General features: G+C 54.0%; 17 protein-coding genes and 1 tRNA gene. 11 read left to right on the top strand and 7 right to left on the bottom strand.

Annotated elements, in window-relative coordinates:
- The first annotated feature begins 6 nt into the window (after nucleotides 1-6).
- Entirely contained in the window at nucleotides 7-3,336 is a 3,330-nt protein-coding gene (locus ABWV47_RS04525) for an error-prone DNA polymerase (RefSeq protein ID WP_353309588.1), read from the top strand.
- Between the two features lie 1,017 nt (nucleotides 3,337-4,353).
- Here ABWV47_RS04525 and ABWV47_RS04520 read toward each other — a convergent pair.
- On the bottom strand, nucleotides 4,354-5,091 hold the full coding sequence (locus tag ABWV47_RS04520; RefSeq protein ID WP_353308762.1) for a GntR family transcriptional regulator: 738 nt from the start codon (nucleotides 5,089-5,091) through the stop codon (nucleotides 4,354-4,356).
- 81 nt (nucleotides 5,092-5,172) lie between these two features.
- On the opposite strand from ABWV47_RS04520, the gene ABWV47_RS04515 reads away from it, so the two are divergent.
- Together ABWV47_RS04515 and ABWV47_RS04510 are read left to right on the top strand one after the other, a co-directional pair.
- On the top strand, nucleotides 5,173-6,726 hold the full coding sequence (locus tag ABWV47_RS04515) for a UxaA family hydrolase (RefSeq protein ID WP_353308759.1): 1,554 nt from the start codon (nucleotides 5,173-5,175) through the stop codon (nucleotides 6,724-6,726).
- A gap of 49 nt (nucleotides 6,727-6,775) precedes the next feature.
- Nucleotides 6,776-7,012, top strand: coding sequence for a hypothetical protein (locus ABWV47_RS04510; RefSeq protein WP_353308756.1), 237 nt, complete (start codon nucleotides 6,776-6,778; stop codon nucleotides 7,010-7,012).
- Between the two features lie 808 nt (nucleotides 7,013-7,820).
- Here the strand turns inward: ABWV47_RS04510 and ABWV47_RS04505 are convergent.
- From ABWV47_RS04505 to ABWV47_RS04495, 3 genes are read right to left on the bottom strand one after another with little or no spacing between them, the layout of a single operon-like run.
- A complete protein-coding gene (locus tag ABWV47_RS04505) occupies nucleotides 7,821-8,384 on the bottom strand; it encodes a hypothetical protein (RefSeq protein ID WP_353308753.1) in 564 nt (187 codons plus the stop codon).
- A gap of 11 nt (nucleotides 8,385-8,395) precedes the next feature.
- Nucleotides 8,396-9,295: a hypothetical protein gene (locus ABWV47_RS04500; RefSeq protein ID WP_353308750.1), complete on the bottom strand. Its 900-nt coding sequence runs from the start codon at nucleotides 9,293-9,295 to the stop codon at nucleotides 8,396-8,398.
- A gap of 11 nt (nucleotides 9,296-9,306) precedes the next feature.
- On the bottom strand, nucleotides 9,307-11,697 hold the full coding sequence (locus ABWV47_RS04495) for a vWA domain-containing protein (protein WP_353308747.1): 2,391 nt from the start codon (nucleotides 11,695-11,697) through the stop codon (nucleotides 9,307-9,309).
- An 86-nt stretch (nucleotides 11,698-11,783) separates the two neighbouring features.
- Between ABWV47_RS04495 and ABWV47_RS04490 the strand changes: the two genes are divergently transcribed.
- A complete protein-coding gene (locus tag ABWV47_RS04490) occupies nucleotides 11,784-12,509 on the top strand; it encodes a helix-turn-helix transcriptional regulator (protein ID WP_353308744.1) in 726 nt (241 codons plus the stop codon).
- Between the two features lie 195 nt (nucleotides 12,510-12,704).
- Here ABWV47_RS04490 and ABWV47_RS04485 read toward each other — a convergent pair whose 3' ends face one another.
- Nucleotides 12,705-13,628: a LysR family transcriptional regulator gene (locus ABWV47_RS04485; protein WP_353308741.1), complete on the bottom strand. Its 924-nt coding sequence runs from the start codon at nucleotides 13,626-13,628 to the stop codon at nucleotides 12,705-12,707.
- A 98-nt stretch (nucleotides 13,629-13,726) separates the two neighbouring features.
- Here ABWV47_RS04485 and ABWV47_RS04480 point away from each other — a divergent pair, with 98 nt between their 5' ends.
- From ABWV47_RS04480 to ABWV47_RS04460, 5 genes are all read left to right on the top strand, one after another.
- Entirely contained in the window at nucleotides 13,727-14,512 is a 786-nt protein-coding gene (locus ABWV47_RS04480; protein WP_353308738.1) for a CmcJ/NvfI family oxidoreductase, read from the top strand.
- 36 nt (nucleotides 14,513-14,548) lie between these two features.
- A complete protein-coding gene (locus ABWV47_RS04475; RefSeq protein WP_353308735.1) occupies nucleotides 14,549-15,337 on the top strand; it encodes an SDR family NAD(P)-dependent oxidoreductase in 789 nt (262 codons plus the stop codon).
- A gap of 101 nt (nucleotides 15,338-15,438) precedes the next feature.
- Nucleotides 15,439-16,284, top strand: a complete 846-nt coding sequence (locus ABWV47_RS04470; RefSeq protein WP_353308731.1) for an enoyl-CoA hydratase/isomerase family protein — start codon at nucleotides 15,439-15,441, stop codon at nucleotides 16,282-16,284.
- A gap of 152 nt (nucleotides 16,285-16,436) precedes the next feature.
- On the top strand, nucleotides 16,437-17,345 hold the full coding sequence (locus tag ABWV47_RS04465; protein WP_353308728.1) for a 2OG-Fe(II) oxygenase family protein: 909 nt from the start codon (nucleotides 16,437-16,439) through the stop codon (nucleotides 17,343-17,345).
- 185 nt (nucleotides 17,346-17,530) lie between these two features.
- Complete coding sequence (locus ABWV47_RS04460) at nucleotides 17,531-18,517, top strand: zinc-dependent alcohol dehydrogenase family protein (RefSeq protein WP_353308725.1); 987 nt, start codon at nucleotides 17,531-17,533, stop codon at nucleotides 18,515-18,517.
- Between the two features lie 608 nt (nucleotides 18,518-19,125).
- Here the strand turns inward: ABWV47_RS04460 and ABWV47_RS04455 are convergent.
- A tRNA-Gln gene (locus ABWV47_RS04455) sits at nucleotides 19,126-19,200 on the bottom strand.
- Between the two features lie 221 nt (nucleotides 19,201-19,421).
- Here ABWV47_RS04455 and ABWV47_RS04450 point away from each other — a divergent pair.
- Complete coding sequence (locus tag ABWV47_RS04450) at nucleotides 19,422-20,651, top strand: acyl-CoA dehydrogenase family protein (protein ID WP_353308722.1); 1,230 nt, start codon at nucleotides 19,422-19,424, stop codon at nucleotides 20,649-20,651.
- A 360-nt stretch (nucleotides 20,652-21,011) separates the two neighbouring features.
- Entirely contained in the window at nucleotides 21,012-21,701 is a 690-nt protein-coding gene (locus ABWV47_RS04445; RefSeq protein ID WP_353308719.1) for an aspartate/glutamate racemase family protein, read from the top strand.
- A 603-nt stretch (nucleotides 21,702-22,304) separates the two neighbouring features.
- Here ABWV47_RS04445 and ABWV47_RS04440 read toward each other — a convergent pair.
- Nucleotides 22,305-23,003, bottom strand: a complete 699-nt coding sequence (locus tag ABWV47_RS04440) for an FCD domain-containing protein (protein WP_353308717.1) — start codon at nucleotides 23,001-23,003, stop codon at nucleotides 22,305-22,307.
- Between the last annotated feature and the right edge of the window lie 111 nt (nucleotides 23,004-23,114).

Here is a 23,114-nt window from a genome sequence, read left to right as displayed (position 1 = left end):
CCTCAGATGCCAATTCGATACCAGAATCTTGAGTATGCGGAGCTTAGTGTCACCACTAATTTCACATTCCTCACCGGGGCTTCCCACCCGGAAGAGCTCATCGTGCGCGCCGCAGAGCTTGGCCTAACCGGCATCGCCATCACTGATCGGAACTCGCTGGCTGGCGTTGTGCGCGCCTGGAGCGCCTTAAAGCAGCTCCGCCTTGAGACACGGGAGGTGGTGCACATCCGATCTGAACAACAGTTGGACGCCTCGTCTCGCCAAGTATGTGGTGAGAGCCATGCTTTGCAAAAACCAGTGATGCAACAGCTGCCAAAACTCATCGTTGGCTGCCGCCTTGTGCTTGCAGATAGTACCGTAGAGTGGTTAGTCTTACCCCGCGATCGAGCAGCGTACGGGCGCCTTACATCTTTGCTTACTTTAGGGAAACGTCGGGCGGGAAAAGGCGACTGCACCCTCTATGTCAAAGACATGATCCCTGCATGTAAAGACATGATCTTGATTGCCCTGCCACAGAAGGGACTAAAGCGCGCCGTCGCCGACATACAAACGGTTGGCCGGCATTTCCCTCACAATGTGTTTTTGGGTGCAGTGCCACCTTATGATGGCAGTGATCAGGCCTATCTGGCGGCTTGTGCGCTCGTGGCCCAAAGGGTTTGCGCGCCGATGGTGGCCATTGGGGATGTACTTATGCACCGCGCCAACCGCCGCCAGCTTGCTGATGTACTGACCTGCATGCGCAAAAACATCACCATCGACCAAATCGGCACCCACGCCCTATCCAATGGTGAGCGCCGCCTAAAGGCAGGTGCCGATATGGCGCGCGTCTTTCATAACCACCCGGCGGCCCTCTCCCGGACACGTGAGATCGCAGACAAATGCAGCTTTGATTTAAGCGAGCTGTCTTATGAATACCCACATGAAAGCACGGACAGTGAAACCCCGCAAATGCGTCTAGAGCGTTTGGTCAACGAAGGTCTGAAACACCGCTATCCTGATGGTCCGCCAGACAGGGCTGTCCAGCTGATGAACAAAGAACTCGCTGTGGTCAAGGAACTGGAATTTCCTGCCTATTTCCTGACCGTGTATGACATTGTACAATTTGCAAAATCCAAAGGTATTTTGTGTCAGGGGCGCGGTTCTGCGGCCAATTCGATCCTATGTTATCTCTTGGGGATCACCGACGTCCACCCAGACATGATCGCCATGGTGTTTGAACGTTTTGTATCCAAACACCGGGGTGAGCCGCCTGACATTGACGTCGATTTTGAACATGAGCGGCGTGAAGAGGTGATTCAGTGGATTTACCAGAAGTACGGCCGCCACCGCGCCGGGCTTTGTGCAACGGTCATCCATTTTCGGACCCGCGCCGCTATCCGAGAGGTCGGCAAGGTCATGGGACTGAGCCAAGATGTGACCGCAGGGCTGTCCGGACAAATTTGGGGCATGAGCAGCGGCGGCGTGGATCTTGACCGTGTGCGTGAACTTGGCCTCAACCCCGATGACCATCGCTTGATGCAAACCCTGCGCTTGATCGGCGAAATTATCGGCTTTCCAAGGCATCTTTCGCAGCATGTGGGTGGTTTTGTCATCACCCGCGGACGGCTGGATGAGTTGGTGCCGATTGAAAACGCCGCAATGGACGATCGTACCGTGATTTGTTGGGACAAAGATGACATTGATGCGCTGCATATCCTTAAGGTGGATGTGCTCGGGCTCGGCATGCTGAGTTGCATCCAAAAAACCTTTGCCCTGATGCAGAAACACGAACAGATCACCCACAGCATTGACACCATCCCGCAAGGAGACACGCCTACCTATGATATGCTGTGCCGTGCGGATGCTGTGGGCGTTTTTCAAGTGGAAAGCCGGGCGCAGATGAATTTCCTGCCGCGGATGAAGCCGCGAGAGTTTTATGATCTGGTCATAGAAGTCGCCATTGTGCGCCCGGGGCCCATCCAAGGTGATATGGTCCAACCCTACATCCGTCGGCGCAGTGGTTTAGAGACGCCTGAACCTTTTGGCCCTGCGCTGGAAGAGGTGACAAAACGCACCTTGGGGGTGCCGCTTTTTCAGGAACAGGCTCTGCAGATTGCTGTCGTTGGTGCGGGTTTTACGCCGGAAGACGCGGATCACTTGCGCCGGTCCCTTGCATCGTTTCGACGCATGGGGACAATTGGCAAACATCGCGACAAGTTTATCGCAGGCATGCTCAACAACGGCTATGACATTGAGATTGCTGAGCGGTGTTTTGGGCAAATCGAAGGCTTTGCCGATTACGGCTTTCCCGAAAGCCACGCGGCCGCCTTTGCCATGTTGGCCTATGTGTCAGCTTGGCTAAAATGCCATCATCCGGCGATATTTGGCTGTGCGCTGCTCAATTCTCAACCTATGGGGTTCTACGCTCCTGCACAGATCGTGCGCGATATCCGCGAACATGGGGTGGAAACGCGCCCGATATGTATCAATCACTCTGAATGGGACAGTACACTGGAACGCCGTCCAGATGGCGCTTTGGCCCTCCGGCTTGGGTTTCGCCAGATCAAAGGTTTCAAAGAAGAGGATGCAGGCTGGATTGTAGGGGCGCGTGGCAATGGTTACCCCGACCCCGAGGCGCTGTGGTTGCGGGCCGGCATCCGGCCAGATGTTTTGACACGGCTGGCAGAGGCGGACGCCTTTTCAGATATGGGGCTTACGCGTCGGGCGGCGCTTTGGAAAGTCAAAGCCATTCAAAGCCCTAAACCTTTGCCACTATTTAACGATCCGCTCGATGGGGAAGCCATCCAAGAACCTGAGGTGCTGCTTCCCAATATGCACTTGGGCGAAGAAGTGGTCGCAGACTACGTTTCCACCCGTTTAACCCTACGTGCCCACCCTATGGAATTGTTACGTCCGTCTCTGTCAGGGCTGATTACGCATGCGTCGCTATCAGACGTGCCTTTGGGGCATTACAGCATCTGCGGCCTTGTTATCACGCGCCAACGCCCTGGCACGGCGTCTGGCGTGATCTTTCTTACGCTTGAAGATGAAACGGGTGTCAGCAATGTGATTGTCTGGCCGAAGGTTTACGAACGTTTCAAGCGGGTTGTGATGGGGGGGCGGCTCCTTCGTGTCACAGGCCATCTCCAACGTGAAGGTATTGTTGTGCATCTCATTGCGCAGGACATTCAGGATTTGTCTTATGAGCTTGCAGAACTCGGCCATCCCCAGCCTGAGGCCTTAACCACTGAAGGTTCGCGTACGGATGACACACCGAAAAGCGCGCGCTACCCGGCGCGCGCCATGCATCCGCGCGATCAGGCGAAACGGCTGTTCCCCAGTCGCGACTTTCATTAGATTAAGATCTGCACAATTGCACAAGAGGCGGCACCCAAAGGGCCACCAAACGCAATTGCGCAATCGCGGATTACTTTGGTGAGATCTGTGATAAAAGGCGACTTTAGGAGAGCATGTTCACAACGTGCTCATTGGCGAAGGCCCTGCATGATCGCAGCGCCAAGCAATTTGGCGAAAAGCATTTTTGTTTTTATTGCCGATATACAAGATTGTTACTGTGCTGGCGGCAGCCTTGAGGGAGCCAGTAACTCCTAAAATTGCCTGGAAACACTGAAATTTACAGTGAATGTGCACACTTCAGGAGTATTGACGGTGAGGATCTCAGAAATCGTTAAATAGGTCAGTAACTTGTGGGGGAACTCGCCAGCTTAAAACCAAGGTTTACCTCATACATTCTTCAGTGCAATCTCAAAGGCTTTCAGGATAGAATAATTTTGTTTGGGTTGTATGAGACGAGCTTCTCTCTATTGCCGTTGTGAGTATGCGAGCAATGTGGTTCGGAGATACATAAGCTCCAATGAAGCGCAATCGGCAACTCGGTCACATAGGCCCAGAAGGGTTTCTGAGAATTCCTTCAAGTTTAGTATTCGTTCGATAAAGTGATCACCTTTGCGATGAAGACCTCCACTAAGCCAATTTTCCACGGTTCGCTCGGAAGTGTTTTCACATTTCATGAATGCCATTGGTCAAATCAAAAAATCCGCTTTTGAGGAACATTGAAAAGGCTTGTGACGTGACCTCATGTGGCTCGCAGTCGATTGTTTAGAAGGCGGCCCATTTTAGTCGAAAGCTGGATGTCGGAGCTGCCAAACCAAGTTTTGGAGACCCCCAAACCAAATTCAGCCGAAGCGTCAAAGCATTGGATGCCGGCATCATAGGCTTTTGTGAGGGCATTTGATGAATCCTCTTCGTTGACGTTTCTATACAGGTTTACTGGAGGTGCTTAGCCAAAGCCTATAGGGGGCACTATACTAGCCGAGCTGTTGGACAGTTCAGCGGTATCATTTTCGGAAGCATTCATCCCACTTGCTTAGTCGTCGCCATGGGATTGTTGAAAAGATGCGGGCGTTCAAGAGCCAGCTCTTCGATGCGTGGCATTAACTGTCCTAGATGGCGTTGCATGGCTGCCTGTGCCGCTGGACCGTCGCGTTCACAAATCGCCTCGTAGATTGCCCGGTGTTCTTCAAGTGTTTCTGCAACGCGACCGGGTGTTGGTAAAAGCAGAATCCGTGCGCGATTAACTTGTAGCGACACGGAATGGGCAAAATTCAGCAAGCGGACATACCCAGTGAATTCCATCAGTAAGCCATGAAACTCCTCGTCAGCTTTGTAGAAGCCTACATTATCTCCGTCTTGTATCAAAAATTCCTGCATTCGCAGATTGCGTCTCAACTTCTGACGCTGTTCTTCTGTTAGATCGTGCGCCACCTTGGAGGCTGTCGAAAGTTCCAAGGCTTCGCGTAAGAATGCGCCTTCGCGAATTTCGCTCATCGAAAAGTAAGAAACCCGCGTGCCGGATTGCGGAATGACGTCCACCAACCCTTCTGAGGCGAGACGCGCGATCGCGTCCGACACGGGCGCACGTGAGACGCCAAGCCGCTCGCAGATCGGAGCCTTTCGCAAATTTGCGCCTGGCGGAAAATCCAACGTCAAAATTGCTGTCTTGATTGCCTCATGAACCCGCTGACCGAGCGAACCTTTGATGGTCCTTATATCGCTCAATAAACTGGCGTCGATTTCATCTGCATAGTTCATGGATGCACAATAACATTCTAACATGTTAGTTGACAAGTGATGTCGTGGGCTCTAGCGAAAGAACAAGCAGATGGAAAAGACATGACCACAGACACCAACAAATCCTCCCAGAAATTCGCTCTTCGCCAAGCTGTGAAGCTGAGCCCGGCCGATAACGTAGTCATTGCGTTACAGGCTCTTAAAGCCGGCGACCTTGTGGACGGTCTGTCGGAACCGTTGCGGCAATCAGTTACACGAGGTCAGAAAATCGCCACATCCCCGATCGCTACCGGGCAACATGTGATCCGATACGGCCAGATTATTGGAGAGGCGAAGTCTGACATTTTACCGGGAGATCATGTGCATGTTCATAATCTAGGAATGGGCAATCACCATCAGGACTATGCGCACGCGTGTTCCAATACGCCGTTGGAGGAAATCGCGTCGAGAAAGCTTTTCCAGGGGTACGTCCGTGCCGACGGAAGAGTCGGAACTCGTAACTACATTGGGATTTTGACCACGGTAAATTGTTCGGGCTCGGTGGCGCGCTTTATCGCAGAAGCCGCTGAGAAAGATGGCCTGCTCAACGGTTTTCCGAACGTCGATGGTATTGTGCCTATTGTGCACGGCACCGGATGTGGGATGTCTGGTAAGGATGAAGGCTATGCGACGCTCTTCAGGACGTTGTCGGGCTATGCACAGCATCCGAACTTTGGTGGCATTCTACTGATCGGTCTTGGTTGCGAAGTCATGCAGGTGGCAGATCTTGTAGGTGGGCGTCCAATTCGGGCAGATGGTACCTTGCGCTATATGACAATCCAAAATGAGGGTGGGACCCGACGAACGATTGAGCGAGGCCTGCAAGAGTTGCGCGGCATTGCTGAACACGCCAATCAGGCCGCGCGCAGTCCCGCTCCCATCAGTGAAATTACGGTGGGTATGCAATGTGGTGGATCGGACGGATATTCTGGAATCACGGCCAATCCTGCGCTTGGTTTTGCTTCTGATCTGTTGGTGCGTCATGGCGGAACAACGATCCTTTCCGAGACCTCCGAAATATATGGCGCGGAGCATCTCCTGACACGCCGGGCTGAAAGTGTCGAAGTAGGTGAGAAGTTGATCGAACGGGTTCGGTGGTGGGAAGACTATACATCGCGTAACGGCGGTGAAATGGACAACAACCCGAGCCCCGGAAATAAACGAGGGGGACTGACGACCATTCTTGAAAAGTCGCTGGGTGCTGTGGCCAAAGGCGGTACGGCACCTTTGCGAGATGTGTACAAATTCGGAGAAAAAATAGAAAAACACGGGTTTGTCTTTATGGACAGCCCGGGTTTTGACCCGTGTTCTGTGACTGGGCAGATCGCATCCGGTGCCAACCTGATCGTTTTCACCACCGGGCGCGGTTCGGTCTCGGGCTATCAGCCGACACCATGCATTAAGCTTGCGACGAACTCAGAAATGTATGATCGGATGGCTGACGACATGGATTTGAACTGCGGCGACATCGTAACTGAAGGGGTCAGCATTGAGGCCAAGGGCGAAGAGCTTTTTGAGACGCTCATTCGAATTGCCTCAGGCGAAAAAACCAAAAGCGAAGACCTTGGCTTTGGGGGTGTTGAGTTTGTTCCCTGGCAAATCGGAGCGGTGATGTGACAGAATTTTTTTGGCATGCAGCTGTGCGACAAGTGGCCGAGGAACAAAGTTGAGCGAAGTGACTGGGGAGGAAGGGTATTTCCCAAGCTTGCGTTCGCTCAAATCCGTTCAATTTGATCCTGAAGCCGATGAAATTCATGCCTTGATGGTAGCAATGGCGCGGGTAGGGGACGCTAGTCGCCGGATGAATAAAATCGAATCCCACTTGCGCTTCACCGGTTTATTTGCACGCTCACCGCTCCCAATAACGTGGGTGATCGGCAGGAAAAATGCGCTTCGATTCTGAAGCTGCAAAACACTCTGAAGCCCTCGAAGGTTGGCGCAGCGCGTTCGTAACAATGTTTTCCGCGTAGTGTAGGGCGCCAGAAAAAGCCAATGTATCTGTTGGCTTGTTTGGGAATTTACGGACTGACTGGCGCTGACGAGTTCGCGGCATCTCATAAAAATACACAAATTCATATGGTTATCAATATGTGTGGCCAGTGTTTCCACCGCCCCAGGCACGTCTCGTTGGTCGATCCGAGCAAGCAGCTGGATCCAGCCTGGGTCTAAGAAATGCCCCCGTTTATGCCCCACTTCGGGAAGAATCTCGCCTCGAGCTATCCACCCTCCACAATAGGTAAGAATAATCGATAGGTCGCGTATTTAGAGGGATAGGGAGACCTCAGTAGGGAGCTCAAGTCGTGGGATCCCGAGTTGCTAGGCCTCTGAGTACAAGTCCCAGAAAACTAGAGCGCCGAGCATGGTTCAGATAGAGAATCCTTAACATTCAAGGCCATTGGATGTGCATCGTTGGTCAGATCACCCTAAGGCAAGAACCTAGTGGATAATGTCTGGGATGAGTGTGTCGAGGAGACTGTTCCTGAGAAGGGGCGAGGGCCGAGGCCGAGGATGGCCTAATACGCAGAAAGCAGAAGTTCGCCGCGAGTGCGACGCGGTATTTTGACGACGACGAAAGCATTCATGCGCGCATCAGATGTTGACCACCCTAGCTAGGGTGCCGCAACTCTGATTTGCATGTAAGCGCGGAGCAATAGATTGACTTGCGACAATAACAGAAAAGGCGCTGCTCAAGAAAAAAACGAGATGCGCCCCTAGCGCGACCATCTGGTCACGCGTTTCGCGGTGCCGCCCATCGATAAAAGATCACCAGACATGATCCCGTACATGTTCGTTTCACTCAGCACAAAGAGGTAAACGTCGAATTTGACTGGCCCTTCTGGGTCCTTAAAGGTGCCGGACACGTGGATTTGCGGCAGCATTTGACCTTCGCGGCATCCTGCAACGATCGTAAGTTCTTCATCGGTGAGAATCTCAGGCGCTTCGCCGAACCACGCTGCGCCTTGCTCGAGAATGGTGCGGCTAGGGGCATCCATAACAAAACGCGCATCCTCAATAAACTGCGCCTCATACGTCCCCGGTGCTGCACCGCCTGTGATGGCTATGCCAAGTTCCGTGGGGACAATCTTGGCCGTGGTGCTGTTGCCGGACGGAAGCGGCATGATATGCCCGTTCATCGACAAGGTCCCAAACCCGTTAGACACCTGCCAGTCTCCAATGAGCGAAAGTTTAAGTTCATCGGCGCTTGGCCCACAGGCCACAGCGGGAAGCGCGCAAGAGGCAAGCAGGCCAGCGGCCATCAAAACAGTGCGAAACATGGTAGGTCCTTTCAGGTCTTGGTGTAGCTGCCCGTCATGGTCGCCAGACAGGTTGTTGAGCCGCGCACCATCGCAGCGAAAGCTGGTGCCAAGTTCATTTGAATTTGCGCCCAGACATCAATTTGCGTTTCGGATTTTGCGTTAAGCGCTAAAGTGACAACCAAGGAAACGCCCGACCCTGCGGCCTGTGGGCCAGTGGTGTAAGGTTCTGACTGAAAGCCATTGGTCCCAACCGTCGTCCAAGAATAGCGCCCGTAGTCTGGATTGAGATCGGCGGGCACCCATCCTGGTTCACTGAAAATAATATCTTTGGCGCCTGTCTTTCCCAGCTGTGCTGTCGCCAATTCCGAAATGCCGGGCGGGCAACCGCTGGCGTCAGAGCGCGTCAAAGCAATGCTCCAAACGCCATGAGCGGGCTGAAGGAAATCCGGCTGTGTGCCGTCAAAAATATCAGGCACCGAGAGCGCATCAGTTTCGGTGAAGGTCATGTCATCGCCGCTGTCATCCGCGCCGCGTTCCGTAAAATCGAGGTCTTCGCGCAGGTCGTCCGTGTCGCTGTCATCGAACACCAAGTCCTCTTGAGGCGCTTGCGCATCGCTTTCGTCAAAGGTCAGATCATCGTGCCGATTTTCGAGAACGCCGTCGCCACCATGGACAAACTCGTAATCCCGCATCGACGCCCAAACCGGCACGGCCGTTCCAGACCGGACATCTTTGGCGATGAACTCAGGCGGGCCGAAGGTATCAGCGGCGCGCTCTCCACCCAACAGTATTGTCACTTCAGAGTCGCTCAGATAGTCGCCCGAGAAATCCAGCTGCCCGTCGATTTCTATATATAGCGGGACGCCCTGAGCGGGTGCTGCCATAGGGTAAACCGCAGCCAATACTGCGATAAATATGATGTTTTTCATAAACTTTGCCCTCAATACAAGTCCACAAGAACGGCGCGATGGTTGGCTTGGTTTACAATTTGACCGACCCAGACATCTTGCGTGCCGTCCCACCCACCAGGACGGGCCAGAAGCACAAACAAAGCGCCGTCCTCAAAGCGAATTTCACCATCAATGGCATTCACGATCAGGTCTTTGTCCCAAATCAGACCCAATTCCGTCTGCACGATGCCTTTGTCGCTCAACCCAAATTGGTCGGGGTTGTCCAACCGAACGGAGGCGATCACGGTCTCGGCCCGTTTTTGCGGCTCGTCCAATTTCAGCAAGCCGACGCGGACGCCCAATGTCCGGTCTTCGATGGTCCAAGTGCGCCCGATGGGCAACCAGCCGTCGGGTTTGGGAAAGTCACCGTTCAGGCTGTTGCGGATCATCTCGTAGTCCGTTTGATCGCGCAGCACGTCTGAGGTCGTGCGACATAACAGACCTGATGCGACCTCTTCACATGGGCCAAGCTGAGCATCCCATTGCCGCGGATTGAGGGCGACGGTGAATGCGCCTGCTGTGTTGCGTGCCAGATGCATCGTTGGGTGATCGGCCTGCGCGCCGCTGGCGGTCGTATAGTAAAACGGCTCATCACTGGTCCATCCGACGGGCATCATCCATTCAAGCCCAACACGCCGATCTGCGACACGGCAAGGCGTCTGTGCATCACAGGTCTTCCACGGCTCAAAGCTGAGCTCTTGCTGGGCTACCTCAGAGGCGCGGTCATCCGTACCGAACATCGTATCAGCAGGCTCCCCACCCGCAGCATGATCGCCCATATCCTGCGCCTGAGCTGGTAAAATGTCGATCACACCAAGGTGAAACTCTGATCCGTCTTCTCGCACCAGTTGAATACGGAATGTGCCCTCGGCGATCTGGGGTGGCACTGAAACCAAACCGGTGTCTGGCACAGGGGTGATCTGCGTATCTTGCCCATCAAGGCCGATAAACATCACCTGATCCCCTGTCTGAACAGGCCCTTCGATCACAAACGCATGTGGCACGCCTGCGCTAAGAGGGTCTGCGATCTGAGAAAAAGCGAAACTGGGCGGGGGGGGCGTGTCGTCGGTTGACGAGGCGCTGGCCTGTGGTGCGGTCTCCTCAAGCGTCTCGGCCAACTGCACAGGGAACCGGCCCAAATGGTCGCCAAGATCATAGCTGTCGCCCATGACCGCGACCTCATAATCCCCAGCTGGCAGGTCAAACTCCCACGGATAGAATGCATGTTCTGTTGTTTCTGGGTCGGTGCCAAAGCGATAGGTGAACGTAATATTCTCTTCAAAGGCCGTAGCGCCCTTTGGCAGCAGCAGAACGCTATAGGTCGCATTTTGTTGCAAAGGTTCGAGACTGCGCAGTTGGAACGCGATCGTACCATCGACAGCAAACCTACCCGCGCCGATGAGCTCGAAGGCTGCATCGCTGGCTGCAAAGGGAATGGAAACCTCGTGCTCAGCATCCGTAAGGCTGATCGCGATCTCACCGGCGCCCCCGTCGCCTGCGGCTGCAAAGATCCAGTCGCCCTGAGGTAGATCGAAGACAAGTCCAGCAATGACCTGATCCGCCCCCTCCAGACTGCCCAAATCCTGCGTCTTCCCGCTCGCTGCATTCACAGCGGACACGGTGACCGTCGCGGGACGCGCGGTTCCTTCGGCAACCGCAATCGTGATGTGCGCTTTTGTTGTGGCGGCATCCCGATCGTTCGATGCGGCGTGCTCTTTTCCGCCGGTCACTTCGGTCAGGGCGCTGGTGAGCGTGGCGGCATCACGCGCGTCCACATAGGTGCCGCCCGTCGTGTTCGCCAAACACTGCAATTGCGCCTTGTCGGTCTCTTCGCGGATATCGAACCCGATAACATGCGCCGTAAAGTCGAGCCCGAGGCGGTCGAGCTCAGCCCCTACGGCACATGGGTCTAGATCACAGGTCTCGATTCCATCGGACAACAGCACCACAGTCGCTGCGTTCTCGGTGTAGCCCATCTCTTGGGCCGCGATGCGTACCGCCTGTGATAAGGGGGTTTTACCACGTGGAGTGATCGTCCCGACAATCTGAGCCAAAGACGCGGAGACCTCGACAGAAGGGAGCGCCAAGACCTCAATATCGGTGCAATCGCCTTTGCGGCGGTGACCATAAGCGATCAATCCAACGGCCTGTCCATTGGCTTGCCACTCTTCGGACAAGCCCGCAAAAACGTCCCGCGCGATCTCGACTTTGGCTGTGCCGTCGATCTGTCCCCACATGGAACCAGAGCCGTCAAAAACGACCATGAAATCTCTCTCCTGTTGGGGCTGGGCCTGCGCCATGTTCGCATAAGCGAGACCGACGGACAGGGTCGCCATCATGAAATATGTATATCGGCGCAACGAATAGGCTCTAAATCTCATGTCGCGGTTTCTCTTGTTAAAATCTCTTTCACCATCAGAGATTGAGAACCGTTTTCAATTTGCCAAAATTGATATATCAATCTTAAATGAATAGCGTATTTCTAGAGGCCGCCTACAGGCTCGAACTTCAAAAAAGCTTGGTATCGTCGTGGGATGTTGTGGTTCAGGCGATGGGTGCACATGGCATTGATCATGTCATGTACGTGGTGCGCGACGATGGCGTGGTTCCCGACTGGTTTGTCTTGTCCAATCTGCCTGACGCATGGCCAAAGCCATGTGTCGCGGACGCCTCTTTTGAGGAGCCCTTCGTCGCCCATTGCTGTGCTACGTTTGAGGTCACGAAACTGGGTATGGAGTTCTTGGATATCCACGAACAGTATGTCGATGATCGGACGCGCGACTATATTGCTACGGTCTCCGGTTTTGGTTGGCATGCGGGCCTTGGTATACCCTGTTGCCTTAAGGGCTCTGGTCGCTTTGGTGGGTTCGCTATCGGCAATACTGCAAAGCGCCACGACTTTGAACGTAGTATCATGCCCTTGGCAGATCAGTTGCAGACCTTTTGTTTGATTGCTCATCGTAAATTCGAAAACTGTCGACTGGCCAGCGATCAGGTCAAGGCCCGTCGCCGCCTCAGCGTTCGCGAACATCAAGTGTTTGAGCTAATCGCAGCGGGTCAACGACCTAAGGCAATCGCGCAAACATTGTCGCTCAGCGAGGCGAGCATCCGTCTTTACATCAAAAACGCGCGCTTGAAACTGGGCGTTTCGACAAATGAAGAAGCCGTGATCCGCTTTTTACAGGATGTTTAGGAGCCGATTCGATGAACTTCTGTTCACGTGCCTAGAATGTTTGGCGTGACCGTCGGTGTTACAGCATGTGAATGAACGGGCACTTCTAATTGGCTGATATGGTTTCGCTTAGCTGTGACCGGCCGAAAGTGGAATTTCATCTACGACGTACTAAATGTTCGCTAGAGCCCCAATCAGCAGGTTCCGTCACTCAGGTTAGGTGCCGGCTTGGGACATTTTTCGAGCTTCAATTGAACGACCTATGTGATCTGTCAAAAAATCGATAAATACGCGGACTTTGGCAGAAACGACATTACTTTTTGGGTAGAGTAGCCAAAGTGCAGGTTTTTCTATCAGCTCATAGTCGGGCAACACGCGGGTCAAACTTCCGTCTGAAATCTCTTTTTGCACCGCCCAGAAGGAGTTGATTGAAACCCCCGCACCTTCGAGCGTCGTTAGTTTTTGGGTCAGCCCATCGTTGAGGATCAAGCAATGGGCGGCATTCTTGGGATCGAACAATGCTTGTGTGCCTGCGGTAGACACCAGCGTCTTTGGCTCGATAGCGTTGAATGCGATTAGTCGATGCGCCGACAGATCTTCTGGGACTTTCGGAGTGCCATAGCTGTTTAGGTAATCTGGCGAGGCACACAGGATGCGGGTATCGTCGGCAAGTTTACGTGCAGTGAGACTGCTGTCGGCAAGAACTGCGTTGCGAAGCGCGAGATCGTAACTGCCTTCGATGAGATCAAATTGAGAATCCGATAGGTGCAAGTCGAGCCGAAGGTCAGGATATTCGTCCATAAACTTGGGCAACAAAGGGGCCAAGTATAGTTGGGCAAAAGTACTCGGTGCTGCGAAGCGTAGTGTTCCGCCGACATTTGTACTGCCTTTTCCAAGCGCGGCGAGCGCGGCTTCTTCTTGGGCGATCATTTCGCGTGCGTAGGGAAGAAAGTCTTGCCCCTCTAAGGACAGCGATACCTTGCGAGTTGATCGATGTAGCAGGTCTGCGCCGACGAGGCGCTCTAGTTTCGCAATACGCGTGCTTGCAACAGCTGGCGCCATTCCGAGCGTGCGGCCCGCCGCGCTGATGTTCAGTGTTTCGCTTGCAAGCACAAAAAGGCGCAGAGTTTGAGTGTCCATATTATTCTCATTTTCGGAATAGTGAAATCAAATGTGCGCTATTTATATAGTTTTTGGAAGTGATAAGTCTGTTTGCGAGATGACACAGGAGCCCATCAATGGACCAGATCGCAACCGTAAACTATCATGTCCACAAACCCGAGCGTCAGGCGTTTGAGTTGGACGCCGGCGGAATTGTCGGCAACCTGATTTCACCGGAACTTGTGTCAACACAGATGGCCGTGCGCGACGTGCGCCGCTTTGATGCCGGTCTGTCGTTCCCAAAGAACTCTGTCAGTTTCGCGAAATTTCCAACGGTCGTGCAGTCGTTTGACGCGCAAAGGAATTGGCTGGCAACCTACGACGCGGAACTGTCGCAGCTGTTGGCGACTGAAATTGGCGCCGAGGAGGTCATCGTTTTTGACCATACAGTGCGGGAGGATGACCCCAACGCAGATCGGGCACCAGCCCGCAATGTGCACAGCGACTACAGCGTTGACGGGGCCAAGAAACGTTTGATCGATATTTTGGGGGAAGACAAAGCCGCGGAATGGTCCAAGGGCCACTACGCATTTATCAACATCTGGAGGCCTATTGGCGCGGCGATCAATTCTGCTCCGTTGGGATTTATCCGCCCAACCAGTGTTGCCGAAGCCGATTGGATCTTACTGGACCTGATCTATCCAGATCGCAAAGGCCAGATCATGGGGCTCGCGGCAAACCCTGATCATGATTGGCTCTATATGTCCAAAATGACACCGGATGAGGTGGCGTTCTTCAATATCTTTGACAATCGCGGGCTGCCGTCCATCGCCCACAGCGCCTTGGACATGGTTGAGGACCCAAACATCCATACCGTCCGACGCAGCATCGAGAGCCGGACCTTGGTTCGGTATGCGGCCTAATTCCCAGTGCTGGGACAAACACAGAGAGATCATCCAATGACCAAGACAATTCTCATCACAGGTTCCACAGATGGTATTGGCCTTCTGACGGCACAAACTTTGGCGGCGGAAGGGCACACAATCCTGCTGCATGGTCGCAATGCTGCCAAGCTGGAAGCCGCGGCAAAAACTGTTGGCGGTGCAACTGAGCAATACGTTGCTGACCTATCCAATATGGATGATGTGCATTCGCTTGCTGATCGCATACGTGCCAAGCACAGCCCAATCGATGTGGTCATAAACAACGCGGGTGTTCTAAAAGCTCCAACCACAGTGACCAAAGATGGTTATGATATCCGGTTTGTGGTGAACACCTTTGCGCCATACGCGCTGACACAGGATCTTCTGCCGATCATTGCGAAAGATGGCCGTGTGGTGAACCTGTCGTCCGCTGCGCAGGCACCGATTGATTTGAACGCTCTGCATGGGCGCAAAAAACTGAACGACATGGACGCCTATGCACAAAGCAAGCTGGCCATCACAATTTGGTCCCATGAGATGGCGAAAGCATTGCCGGATGGTCCCGCAATCATTGCTGTTAATCCGGGGTCGTTGTTGGCATCCAAGATGGTCAAAGAAGGCTTCGGGCTGGCCGGTAACGATCTGAGCATTGGCGCGAATGTCCTGCGTGAAGCCGCATTGGGCGCTTCATTTGCCACGGCCAGCGGCAAGTATTTTGACAACGACAGCGGACGGTTCGCACCGCCGCATTCCGCCGCGCAAGACGCTGCACATAGTGCTGCTGTGATGCAGGCCATCCAGAGTGTCGTGACGCAAGAAACCTAAGCAACAGCGGCCCACACGATAGCGGCCCCTGTCCATCGACCCCCAACGAAACCGAAGCAACCCGCCAGAGAGTTCTGCGCGGCCCCAAGAAAGGCAACCCAATGAAATACGAGAACTTCACAACATTTGACGTCAAAGTAGAGAATGCAATTGCCACCGTCACGTTTGATTTCGGGACTGTGAATGTGCAGGGCCAAGAAATGCTGGCTGATCTCAACAGTCTTGCCATGCGTCTGGAACGGGACCGCGACACGAAAGTGGTTATTTTTCAATCGGCCAATCCGGAAATCTGGGTCTGCCACTATGACACTGAACTACTGAAAGACATGTCCACTGAGGCTGTGTCACGTGAAGAGGCCCAACTGCTTGATCTTCAATCCGTGTGTGAGCGCATCAGCCGGGTACCACAGGCCACGATTGCCAAGCTGGAAGGCTTTGCGCGCGGTGGTGGACACGAGTTGGCCCTGGCGCTGGACATGCGGTTTGCGGTGCGCGGCAAATACAAATTCATGCAGATGGAAGTTGGCATGGGCATTCTGCCTTGTGGCGGCGGTGCCTCCCGTATGGCCCGTCAAACCGGTCTGGGTCGCGCGCTGGAGATCATCCTGAGCGCCCGCGATTTCAGCGCAGATGAGGCCGAAGCGATGGGCACGATCAACAAGGCGTTTGAAGCAGATGAGATCGACGACTACGTCAACACGCTTGCCAATCGCATTGCCAAGTTCCCTGCAGACTCGATCAATGCCTGCAAGCAAATGGTCTATGAATCGATCGATAAGCCGATTGATGAGGCGCTGAAGGCAGAAGCCTATTGGCTGTATCAAGCGACCAGCAAGACGCCTGCTGTCAAACGCTTTGGCATCGCAGATGAGCAAGGGCTGGAGCATGACATCGAGAACCAGCGCAACTGGAACACCTTGGTCATGAACGTCCAGGACATCCAATAAGCGTCACACCTAAAAGGGGCATCCCAAGCGCAGCTTGGGGTACCCCACCAACCGCTCCCAAATTCAACCCCAAAACCAGCCCGAGCGGCCCGGTTTCCTTAACAAAACGCAGACCACAGTAGCTGCGCGACAGTCACGAGGAGTGACATGAGATGATACAGAATTCACTTGAACGTGCGCGTTTGGTCAAGCGACCAACACGTGAAGAGATGTTAAACCGGACCCCCTCCGTCCATCAGTTTTGGAATGAGAACAGGGGTCTGCTTCAGGATGCGTGGAAGGAATGGGACGACGCCGACAATCAGGACAGCGTTCTGGACAGCAGCCTTTATGATCCAAAACTGCGCGCCGCAGTGGAGCGGGCCTGGCAAGATCCCACGACCGAGATCGCGGTAAAGGATCTTTGGGAAGAGGTCTTCCCAGGCGTCTATGAGGCGCAATTCTTTGATCCGACACGCCTTGCTGTCCTGAGAGACTACCTCGAACGCGTCGCCAATGCGGAAATTCCATTGCGCCCGCCTTACGGGATTTCGCTCAATCGTGGTGGCGCGATGTTGGATAGCCGCTCAGAAGGCTACCTTGCGGCACCGCGATTTCAGAGTTTCTATCGTGAGTTGATGGATGCCTACATGCGTCCAATCTCGCGACTGCTATTCCCAGATATCGTCGGTTTTGACAGCCAGACGTTTGGGTTCTCCATCCAATGGCAGGCAGATGCAGACACGTCATTGCGGGCTCATACGGATGCGTCTTCGGTCACGCTGAACCTAAACTTGAACTTGCCGGGAGAAGACTTTTCCGGATCTGGGGTGAAGTTCTTTGACCGGGAAACCCGTCAGGTGGCGGAGTTGAATTTTGCTCCCGGCAAAGCCCTGATCCATCACGGCAGTGTGCCTCACGAATCCATGCCAATCACAAAAGGCGAGCGATCCAACCTCGTTCTGTGGCTGTATGGAGATCATGGCCAAGTGCCCCGTGTTGGCGGTAGCCAGCCAGAGATTGATGCGAAACAGCGCTGGACAGTCCCCAAGGCCAAGGACGACGGCTTCGCGCCATTCTAAGGTCAGAAATCATCGATGAGACTGTCTTTGTGAGGGTCCCCAAGCGGGTGGCCCTCATATCCTTAATTGGGATGGAGCGTCTTCATTATTTAGAAAAAGGAAATACTGAACTTAAAATTGGGCCAATTTACCTCATTTCAAAATGCTTTATCTGGCACTCATCACTTTTTTTCAGGATGTGCACGATGAAAGCCATGACCCTCACCGCCTACGGCGAAACTGCAAAATTCGAATCCGCCGATCTCCCGCAACCTACGCCAACTTCTGGGCATGTTGTGGTTCGTATTGCCGCAAGCAGCGTGAATACGGTGGATACAATGATCCGCGCAATGGGCAGTGACCTACCTTTATCCCCCGCTTTACCTGCCGTGCTGGGCATGGACTTTGCTGGCGTCGTTGATGCGGTCGGCGAAGGTGTGACTGAGTTCGCGGTGGGCGACGAAGTCTATGGCTGTGCTGGTGGTCTGGCAGATCTACAGGGCGCCTTGGCTGAATTCATGCTGGCCGATGCGCGCCTCATCGCCCACAAACCCAAATCCATCTCGATGCGCGAAGCCGCGGCCATGCCTCTGGTGGGAATCACGGCCTACGAAGGTCTGGAACGCGCCGGTGTCGCGGAAGGTCAAAAGGTTCTGGTGCAAGGCGGCGCCGGTGGGGTTGGACACCTTGCCGTGCAACTGGCCAAACACTTTGGCGCTGATGTCTATGGCACGGGCACCGGCGAAGATCAGATGGACGTAATCAAAGGGTACGGCGCGACGCCGATTGATTTCGCTGCTGAAAAGATCGCCGACTACGTGGGGAAATACACGGGCGGTGCAGGGTTTGACCTGATCTTTGATACCGTTGGTGGCGCCAACATGACCAACTCGTTTGAGGCCGCGGCGTTGAACGCAAATATCGCCTCCACGGTTGGGCTTTTGGAAATTGACCTGTCGCCAGCTCATTTCAAAGGCCTGTCGCTGCACATCGTTTTCATGCTGCTTCCCATGCTCAGCAATCGAGGCCGTGAAAAGCATGGCGCAATCTTAGCCGAGCTGTCGAAAATTGTTGACGCAGGGGCTTTGAAACCCTTGCTCGACGATAAGGTGTTCGACCTCGATAGTGTCAGCAGAGCTTATGATCGCCTCACAAGCGGCAAAGCCATCGGCAAGGTTGTCATTGCCGTCTAACCCACAACAAAATTCCAAACGTGTGGTTCCCAGGCAAAAGCGCGTTGGCAGTGGCTCAGCAGATTTTGGTGGCTATACAATATGGGAGAAGGCTATAATGCGATTTGGAATACGTGGAATAGAGGTCTCGGAAAAGAAGACGTTCACACGACAGTAAGTCCCCCAAAGCAGACCTTAGTCTAGTGCGCAGCGAAGGTCTGTTATTCGCAAAATCAACCCTATTTAAGTTGCGGCCCTTCTCAGGAACAGTCTCCTCGACGTACTGATCCCAGATCATTTCCACGAAGCTCTTTACCTCAGGATAATCTGACCAACGATGCACATCTAGGGGCCTTGAATGCCACGGGTTCTCGATCTCTGCCATGCTCGGTCCTCTAGTCTTCTGGGACTTATAGTTAGAGAAGAAGAAATTCAGAAGAACCCACTACTTAGGTCTCTCCCTCTTAGGTCTCCCTTTCCCTCTTCACTATGCAATCAATTCATTACTCATATATATTAAAGTGGATTGATGGCACTGGGAGAGCTGCTTCCTAAAGTGGGGCATAAACAGGGGCATTTCTTAGACCCAGCGTGGATCTAGCTTCTTGCTTGTATCGATTAAGGATTAGTGGCTGGGGTGGTAGGATTCGAACCTACGATACACTGTACCAAAAACAGCTGCCTTACCACTTGGCTACACCCCAACTGTGGAGCGGTGTTTACTGATGCTGCGAGAGAGGCGCAAGACCTGAAATGCGTTTTGGGGCGAAAAAAATTGTCACAAAATGCTGAAAAATTTTCCGAAGTTTTTCACCTTTCCGTAACTGGTCACTTTCGCGACCCCGCGTCATTTTTGAACGGCCCGCATAGACAGCCGCCGAGGCCCGCGACAAGGTGTTTCAAAGAGTTGGAGAGGAGTACGGCGATGTTCTTGGGGATGCGGCCAGAAAACGAAGCGCTGTTGGCGCAGGTCAAAGAGATGATCCGCGAGGAGGTCATGCCACTTGAGGACGCCTACCACGCTGAGATCGGCAAAGGCGACCGCTGGACCTACACCGCGCGGCAGACCGAGATCCTTGAAGGGCTCAAGGCCACGGCAAAACAACGCGGCCTCTGGAACTTTTGGCTGACGGATTCTGACAAAGGGTTTGGGCTCTCCACCGTGGAATATGCTTTCTTTGCAGAGGAAATGGGCAAGACGCCTTTGGGGGCTGAGGTTTTCAACTGCTCCGCACCTGACACCGGCAATATGGAAGTGTTTGAGCGCTATGGCACCGAGGCCATGAAACAGACGTGGCTCAAACCTTTGCTCAACGGAGACATCCGCTCTGCCTATCTGATGACCGAACCGGACGTGGCCAGCTCTGATGCCACAAATGTGTCGATGTCCTGTGTACGCGACGGTGATGACTATGTGCTAAATGGCGAGAAATATTGGGCTTCTGGCGCAGGAGACCCACGCTGCAAAGTCTATATCGTCATGGTGAAGACCGGCGGCGAGGACCTACCAGTGCACAAACGCCAATCGATGATTGTGGTGCCTGCAGGCACGGAGGGCATCGAGGTTTTGCGCCCGATGATGGTCTATGGCCAAGACGACGCGCCCCATGGGCACATGCATCTGAAATTCACCAACGTGCGCGTGCCGGCAGAGAGCCTTTTGCTGGGCGAGGGACGAGGGTTTGAGATTGCTCAGGGCCGCCTTGGGCCGGGGCGTATCCACCACTGTATGCGCGCCATTGGGCAGGCAGAAACGGCGCTGGAACAGATGTGCAAACGCGCGTTAAGCCGGGAAGCCTTTGGCAAGCCATTGGCGCAGCTGGGGGCGAATTACGACATCATTGCCGAGTGCCGGATGGAGATCGAACAGGCGCGGTTGTTGTGTCTGAAAACCGCATGGATGATGGATCAGGGCGACGCGCGTGCGGCAGCCCCGTGGATCAGCCAGATCAAAGTTGTGGCCCCCAATGTGGCGCTTAAGGTGATTGATGAGGCGGTGCAGATGCACGGCGGCACCGGGATTTCACAAGACACACCTTTGGCAACAGCCTGGACACATGTGCGTACGTTGCGCCTTGCCGATGGGCCAGACGCGGTGCATCGCCGCCAAGTGGCCCGCAAAGAGCTGCGCCAATACACACAGGAAAAGCTGTGATTTAGACCGTCGGTATTACGTCTGTTTTACGGCTGTAATGCGGAGGTGCGGATTTTGGGGCCCGGGCGCAGTGAGACGGGCCTCGTTTTTGTTGCGTGACGTGGGTTAGCGACAGCGCGCGTTGCGGGAACGTGGCGCTAAGCTCTTGGTCTCTGATGTGTCTGAGGCGTCGGAAAACGGGTGGTTTCGGCGCAGAGCTGCCCCAAGTAGCCCAACAGCCATTGGCACAAACCTGCGATAGCTGACCTTGGCCACCTACGTCGCGAATTGGTAAGAAGCCGGACCTACAAGACCTTCACCAGATGTCCGTTTTCGAGTAGTTGTTCAAATCAACAACTATTCACTCTCAGTGGGGCACGCTTGAAAACGATTGGTATACTCGGCGGGATGTCCGCCGCATCGACGCAACTCTATTATGCTGAGCTTTGCAGGCTAACCCGTGAGCGCCTTGGAGGGTTGCATTCGCCTCAATTGCTTATTCGTTCACTGGATTTCGCAGAGATAGAAGCGCTGCAAGCGCGGGGCGAATGGTCACGGGCTGGTGAGATTTTGAACAACGAGGCCAAAGCGCTTGAGCGTGGCGGTGCCGACGTCCTGATCCTTGCGACGAACACCATGCATAAGCTCGGTGAGCAAATGATGTCTGGTGTCGGCATACCCTTGCTTCACATTGCTGACGCGACCGCACAGGCAATTCGTGATGCGGGGTTGGAGCGCCCCGGTCTCATGGCAACGGCATTCACAATGGAGCAAGAATTTTACACGGGGCGCTTGCGGGACGCTGGTCTTGAGCCGATTTTGCCAAACGAGTCTGATCGGGCAGAGACGCATCGCATAATTTACGAGGAGTTGTGCAAGGGCATCAGTTTACCAAGCAGCGAAGCTCAGTATGTTCTTATTGCGAGCCGCCTCCGTGAAGCTGGCGCGGACTGTATGATCCTCGGTTGTACCGAAGTTGGTATGCTGCTCAATCAAAGTAACGTATCGGTTCCGGTATTTGATACGACACTCGTCCACTGCGCTGCGGCCATTGAGATCGCATTGAAGTGACCGCCTGCCATTGATGTTGGCTGTTTCGCCAAACAGAAAGAGACCAGGTCGCGACATTCCGACGACTGATAGAGTAGGGTTGATTGTGTTGAAAAACTCAAAAACCTGAAGTCGGTTGTTCTTCGCGAAAACCGCACTCTAAATGAAACTGATGTCCGATGGTGATGCAGCATCAATAGGGCGGCCCAAGAGTGCCTTACCTTCGATTTGGCCGGGGCAGGGCCGCGCCAAATTTCCCAAATTGCCCTGTGCGGGCGAAATCACAAGTCACTCTTTGGGGAGCCCATTTTGTCGTCTTAAGGTCGCTGTTTCTACCACACAGACGGCTTTGAAAGACGCCAGATTGCGGGCCGGTGATGTCCAGAGGCACGGTGTGGTTCGTTTGAAAACGTCACCCATAGCGGTGTGCGCGACGAGCCTCAGGCATTTCGCTAAAAGCCGCCGCGATAAGGGCGTTGCTGTAGTGAATTGCTAGACATGCGGCACGCCCGCTTTCATGTTTATCGCAGTTGCACGGCGATCAAAACATTTGAGCAGAATGTGGGGCCTGTTCGGACCTGTTTGTTCACGTCAAATGAGAAGAGAACGGTTGGCCAAGTCGGGTCATAGCAATTTGATCGCCTGCTCGGATGTGTCGCGGATGTGCTGTTCGATGAGGTTGGATGCGAGATCCGCGTCGCGGTCCAGTGTCGCGGTCATGATATCACGGTGTTCTTCGAATTTGCGTCCGCCAAGACCATCTGGTGCGCGCTTTGTAACGAAGCGGTAGCGGTCCAGTTGATCAAACATGATCGAGCGGAGCCGGAACAGCCACTTTCCTTGACATGCGCTCACGATGGCTTCGTGAAATTCCCGATGGCGTTCAACCCATTCCGAATGGCGCTCCATCCGCCGTTCCCAAGGCAACCCTTCAATCAAGCTGAGCCTGTGATGTACGGCGACGATGTTGGTTTCCCAGTCTTCTCCCCCATACGCGATCGCTTCGCGCACGGCGCGCTTTTCAAAAGCGATGAAATGGTCCGTGATTTCGATCAGTTCAGATGCAGACACAGGGGCAACTTTGAACCCTTTGCCGGCCTCAACGGTGACAAACCCTTCGGAGGCCAGTTGCGACAGCGCTTCGCGCAGCGTGCCGATCCCAACATCATATCGCTTGGTCATATCCGCGAATTTTAGACGGGTTTCAGGCTCAAAGACGCTGCTGACGATGTCGGTGCGCAGACGCGTGAGCACGTCACGTTGACCGTTGGCGCCGGCTTTCGACGTTCGGCTGCCTATCAGGTTTGAACTCTCAAGCGTCACGCGGCGCACCACCTTTGGTTAACAATTTATAATGCCGAGTCCTCAGCGTCACCGATTTCCCAGATTTTCGAATATCCCATGTATGTGGGAATGAAAACTTGTTTTGAGAAA

It is taken from the genome of Shimia sp. NS0008-38b (assembly GCF_040370365.1).
Classification (GTDB): domain Bacteria; phylum Pseudomonadota; class Alphaproteobacteria; order Rhodobacterales; family Rhodobacteraceae; genus Shimia.
The sequence above is the reverse complement of the archived record's forward strand: the minus strand, read 5'-3'. Positions and strand labels throughout refer to the sequence as shown.

Excerpts from the sequence above, each read along its gene's own strand:
- ABWV47_RS04450 (WP_353308722.1), top strand. The coding sequence starts at position 19,422 with ATGTTCTTGGGGATGCGGCCAGAAAACGAAGCGCTGTTGGCGCAGGTC.
- ABWV47_RS04460 (WP_353308725.1), top strand. The coding sequence starts at position 17,531 with ATGAAAGCCATGACCCTCACCGCCTACGGCGAAACTGCAAAATTCGAA.
- ABWV47_RS04490 (WP_353308744.1), top strand. The coding sequence starts at position 11,784 with ATGAATAGCGTATTTCTAGAGGCCGCCTACAGGCTCGAACTTCAAAAA.
- ABWV47_RS04485 (WP_353308741.1), bottom strand. The coding sequence starts at position 13,628 with ATGGACACTCAAACTCTGCGCCTTTTTGTGCTTGCAAGCGAAACACTG.
- ABWV47_RS04500 (WP_353308750.1), bottom strand. The coding sequence starts at position 9,295 with ATGAAAAACATCATATTTATCGCAGTATTGGCTGCGGTTTACCCTATG.
- ABWV47_RS04525 (WP_353309588.1), top strand. The coding sequence starts at position 7 with ATGCCAATTCGATACCAGAATCTTGAGTATGCGGAGCTTAGTGTCACC.
- ABWV47_RS04495 (WP_353308747.1), bottom strand. The coding sequence starts at position 11,697 with ATGAGATTTAGAGCCTATTCGTTGCGCCGATATACATATTTCATGATG.
- ABWV47_RS04505 (WP_353308753.1), bottom strand. The coding sequence starts at position 8,384 with ATGTTTCGCACTGTTTTGATGGCCGCTGGCCTGCTTGCCTCTTGCGCG.
- ABWV47_RS04465 (WP_353308728.1), top strand. The coding sequence starts at position 16,437 with ATGATACAGAATTCACTTGAACGTGCGCGTTTGGTCAAGCGACCAACA.
- ABWV47_RS04480 (WP_353308738.1), top strand. The coding sequence starts at position 13,727 with ATGGACCAGATCGCAACCGTAAACTATCATGTCCACAAACCCGAGCGT.
- ABWV47_RS04515 (WP_353308759.1), top strand. The coding sequence starts at position 5,173 with ATGACCACAGACACCAACAAATCCTCCCAGAAATTCGCTCTTCGCCAA.
- ABWV47_RS04475 (WP_353308735.1), top strand. The coding sequence starts at position 14,549 with ATGACCAAGACAATTCTCATCACAGGTTCCACAGATGGTATTGGCCTT.
- ABWV47_RS04520 (WP_353308762.1), bottom strand. The coding sequence starts at position 5,091 with ATGAACTATGCAGATGAAATCGACGCCAGTTTATTGAGCGATATAAGG.
- ABWV47_RS04470 (WP_353308731.1), top strand. The coding sequence starts at position 15,439 with ATGAAATACGAGAACTTCACAACATTTGACGTCAAAGTAGAGAATGCA.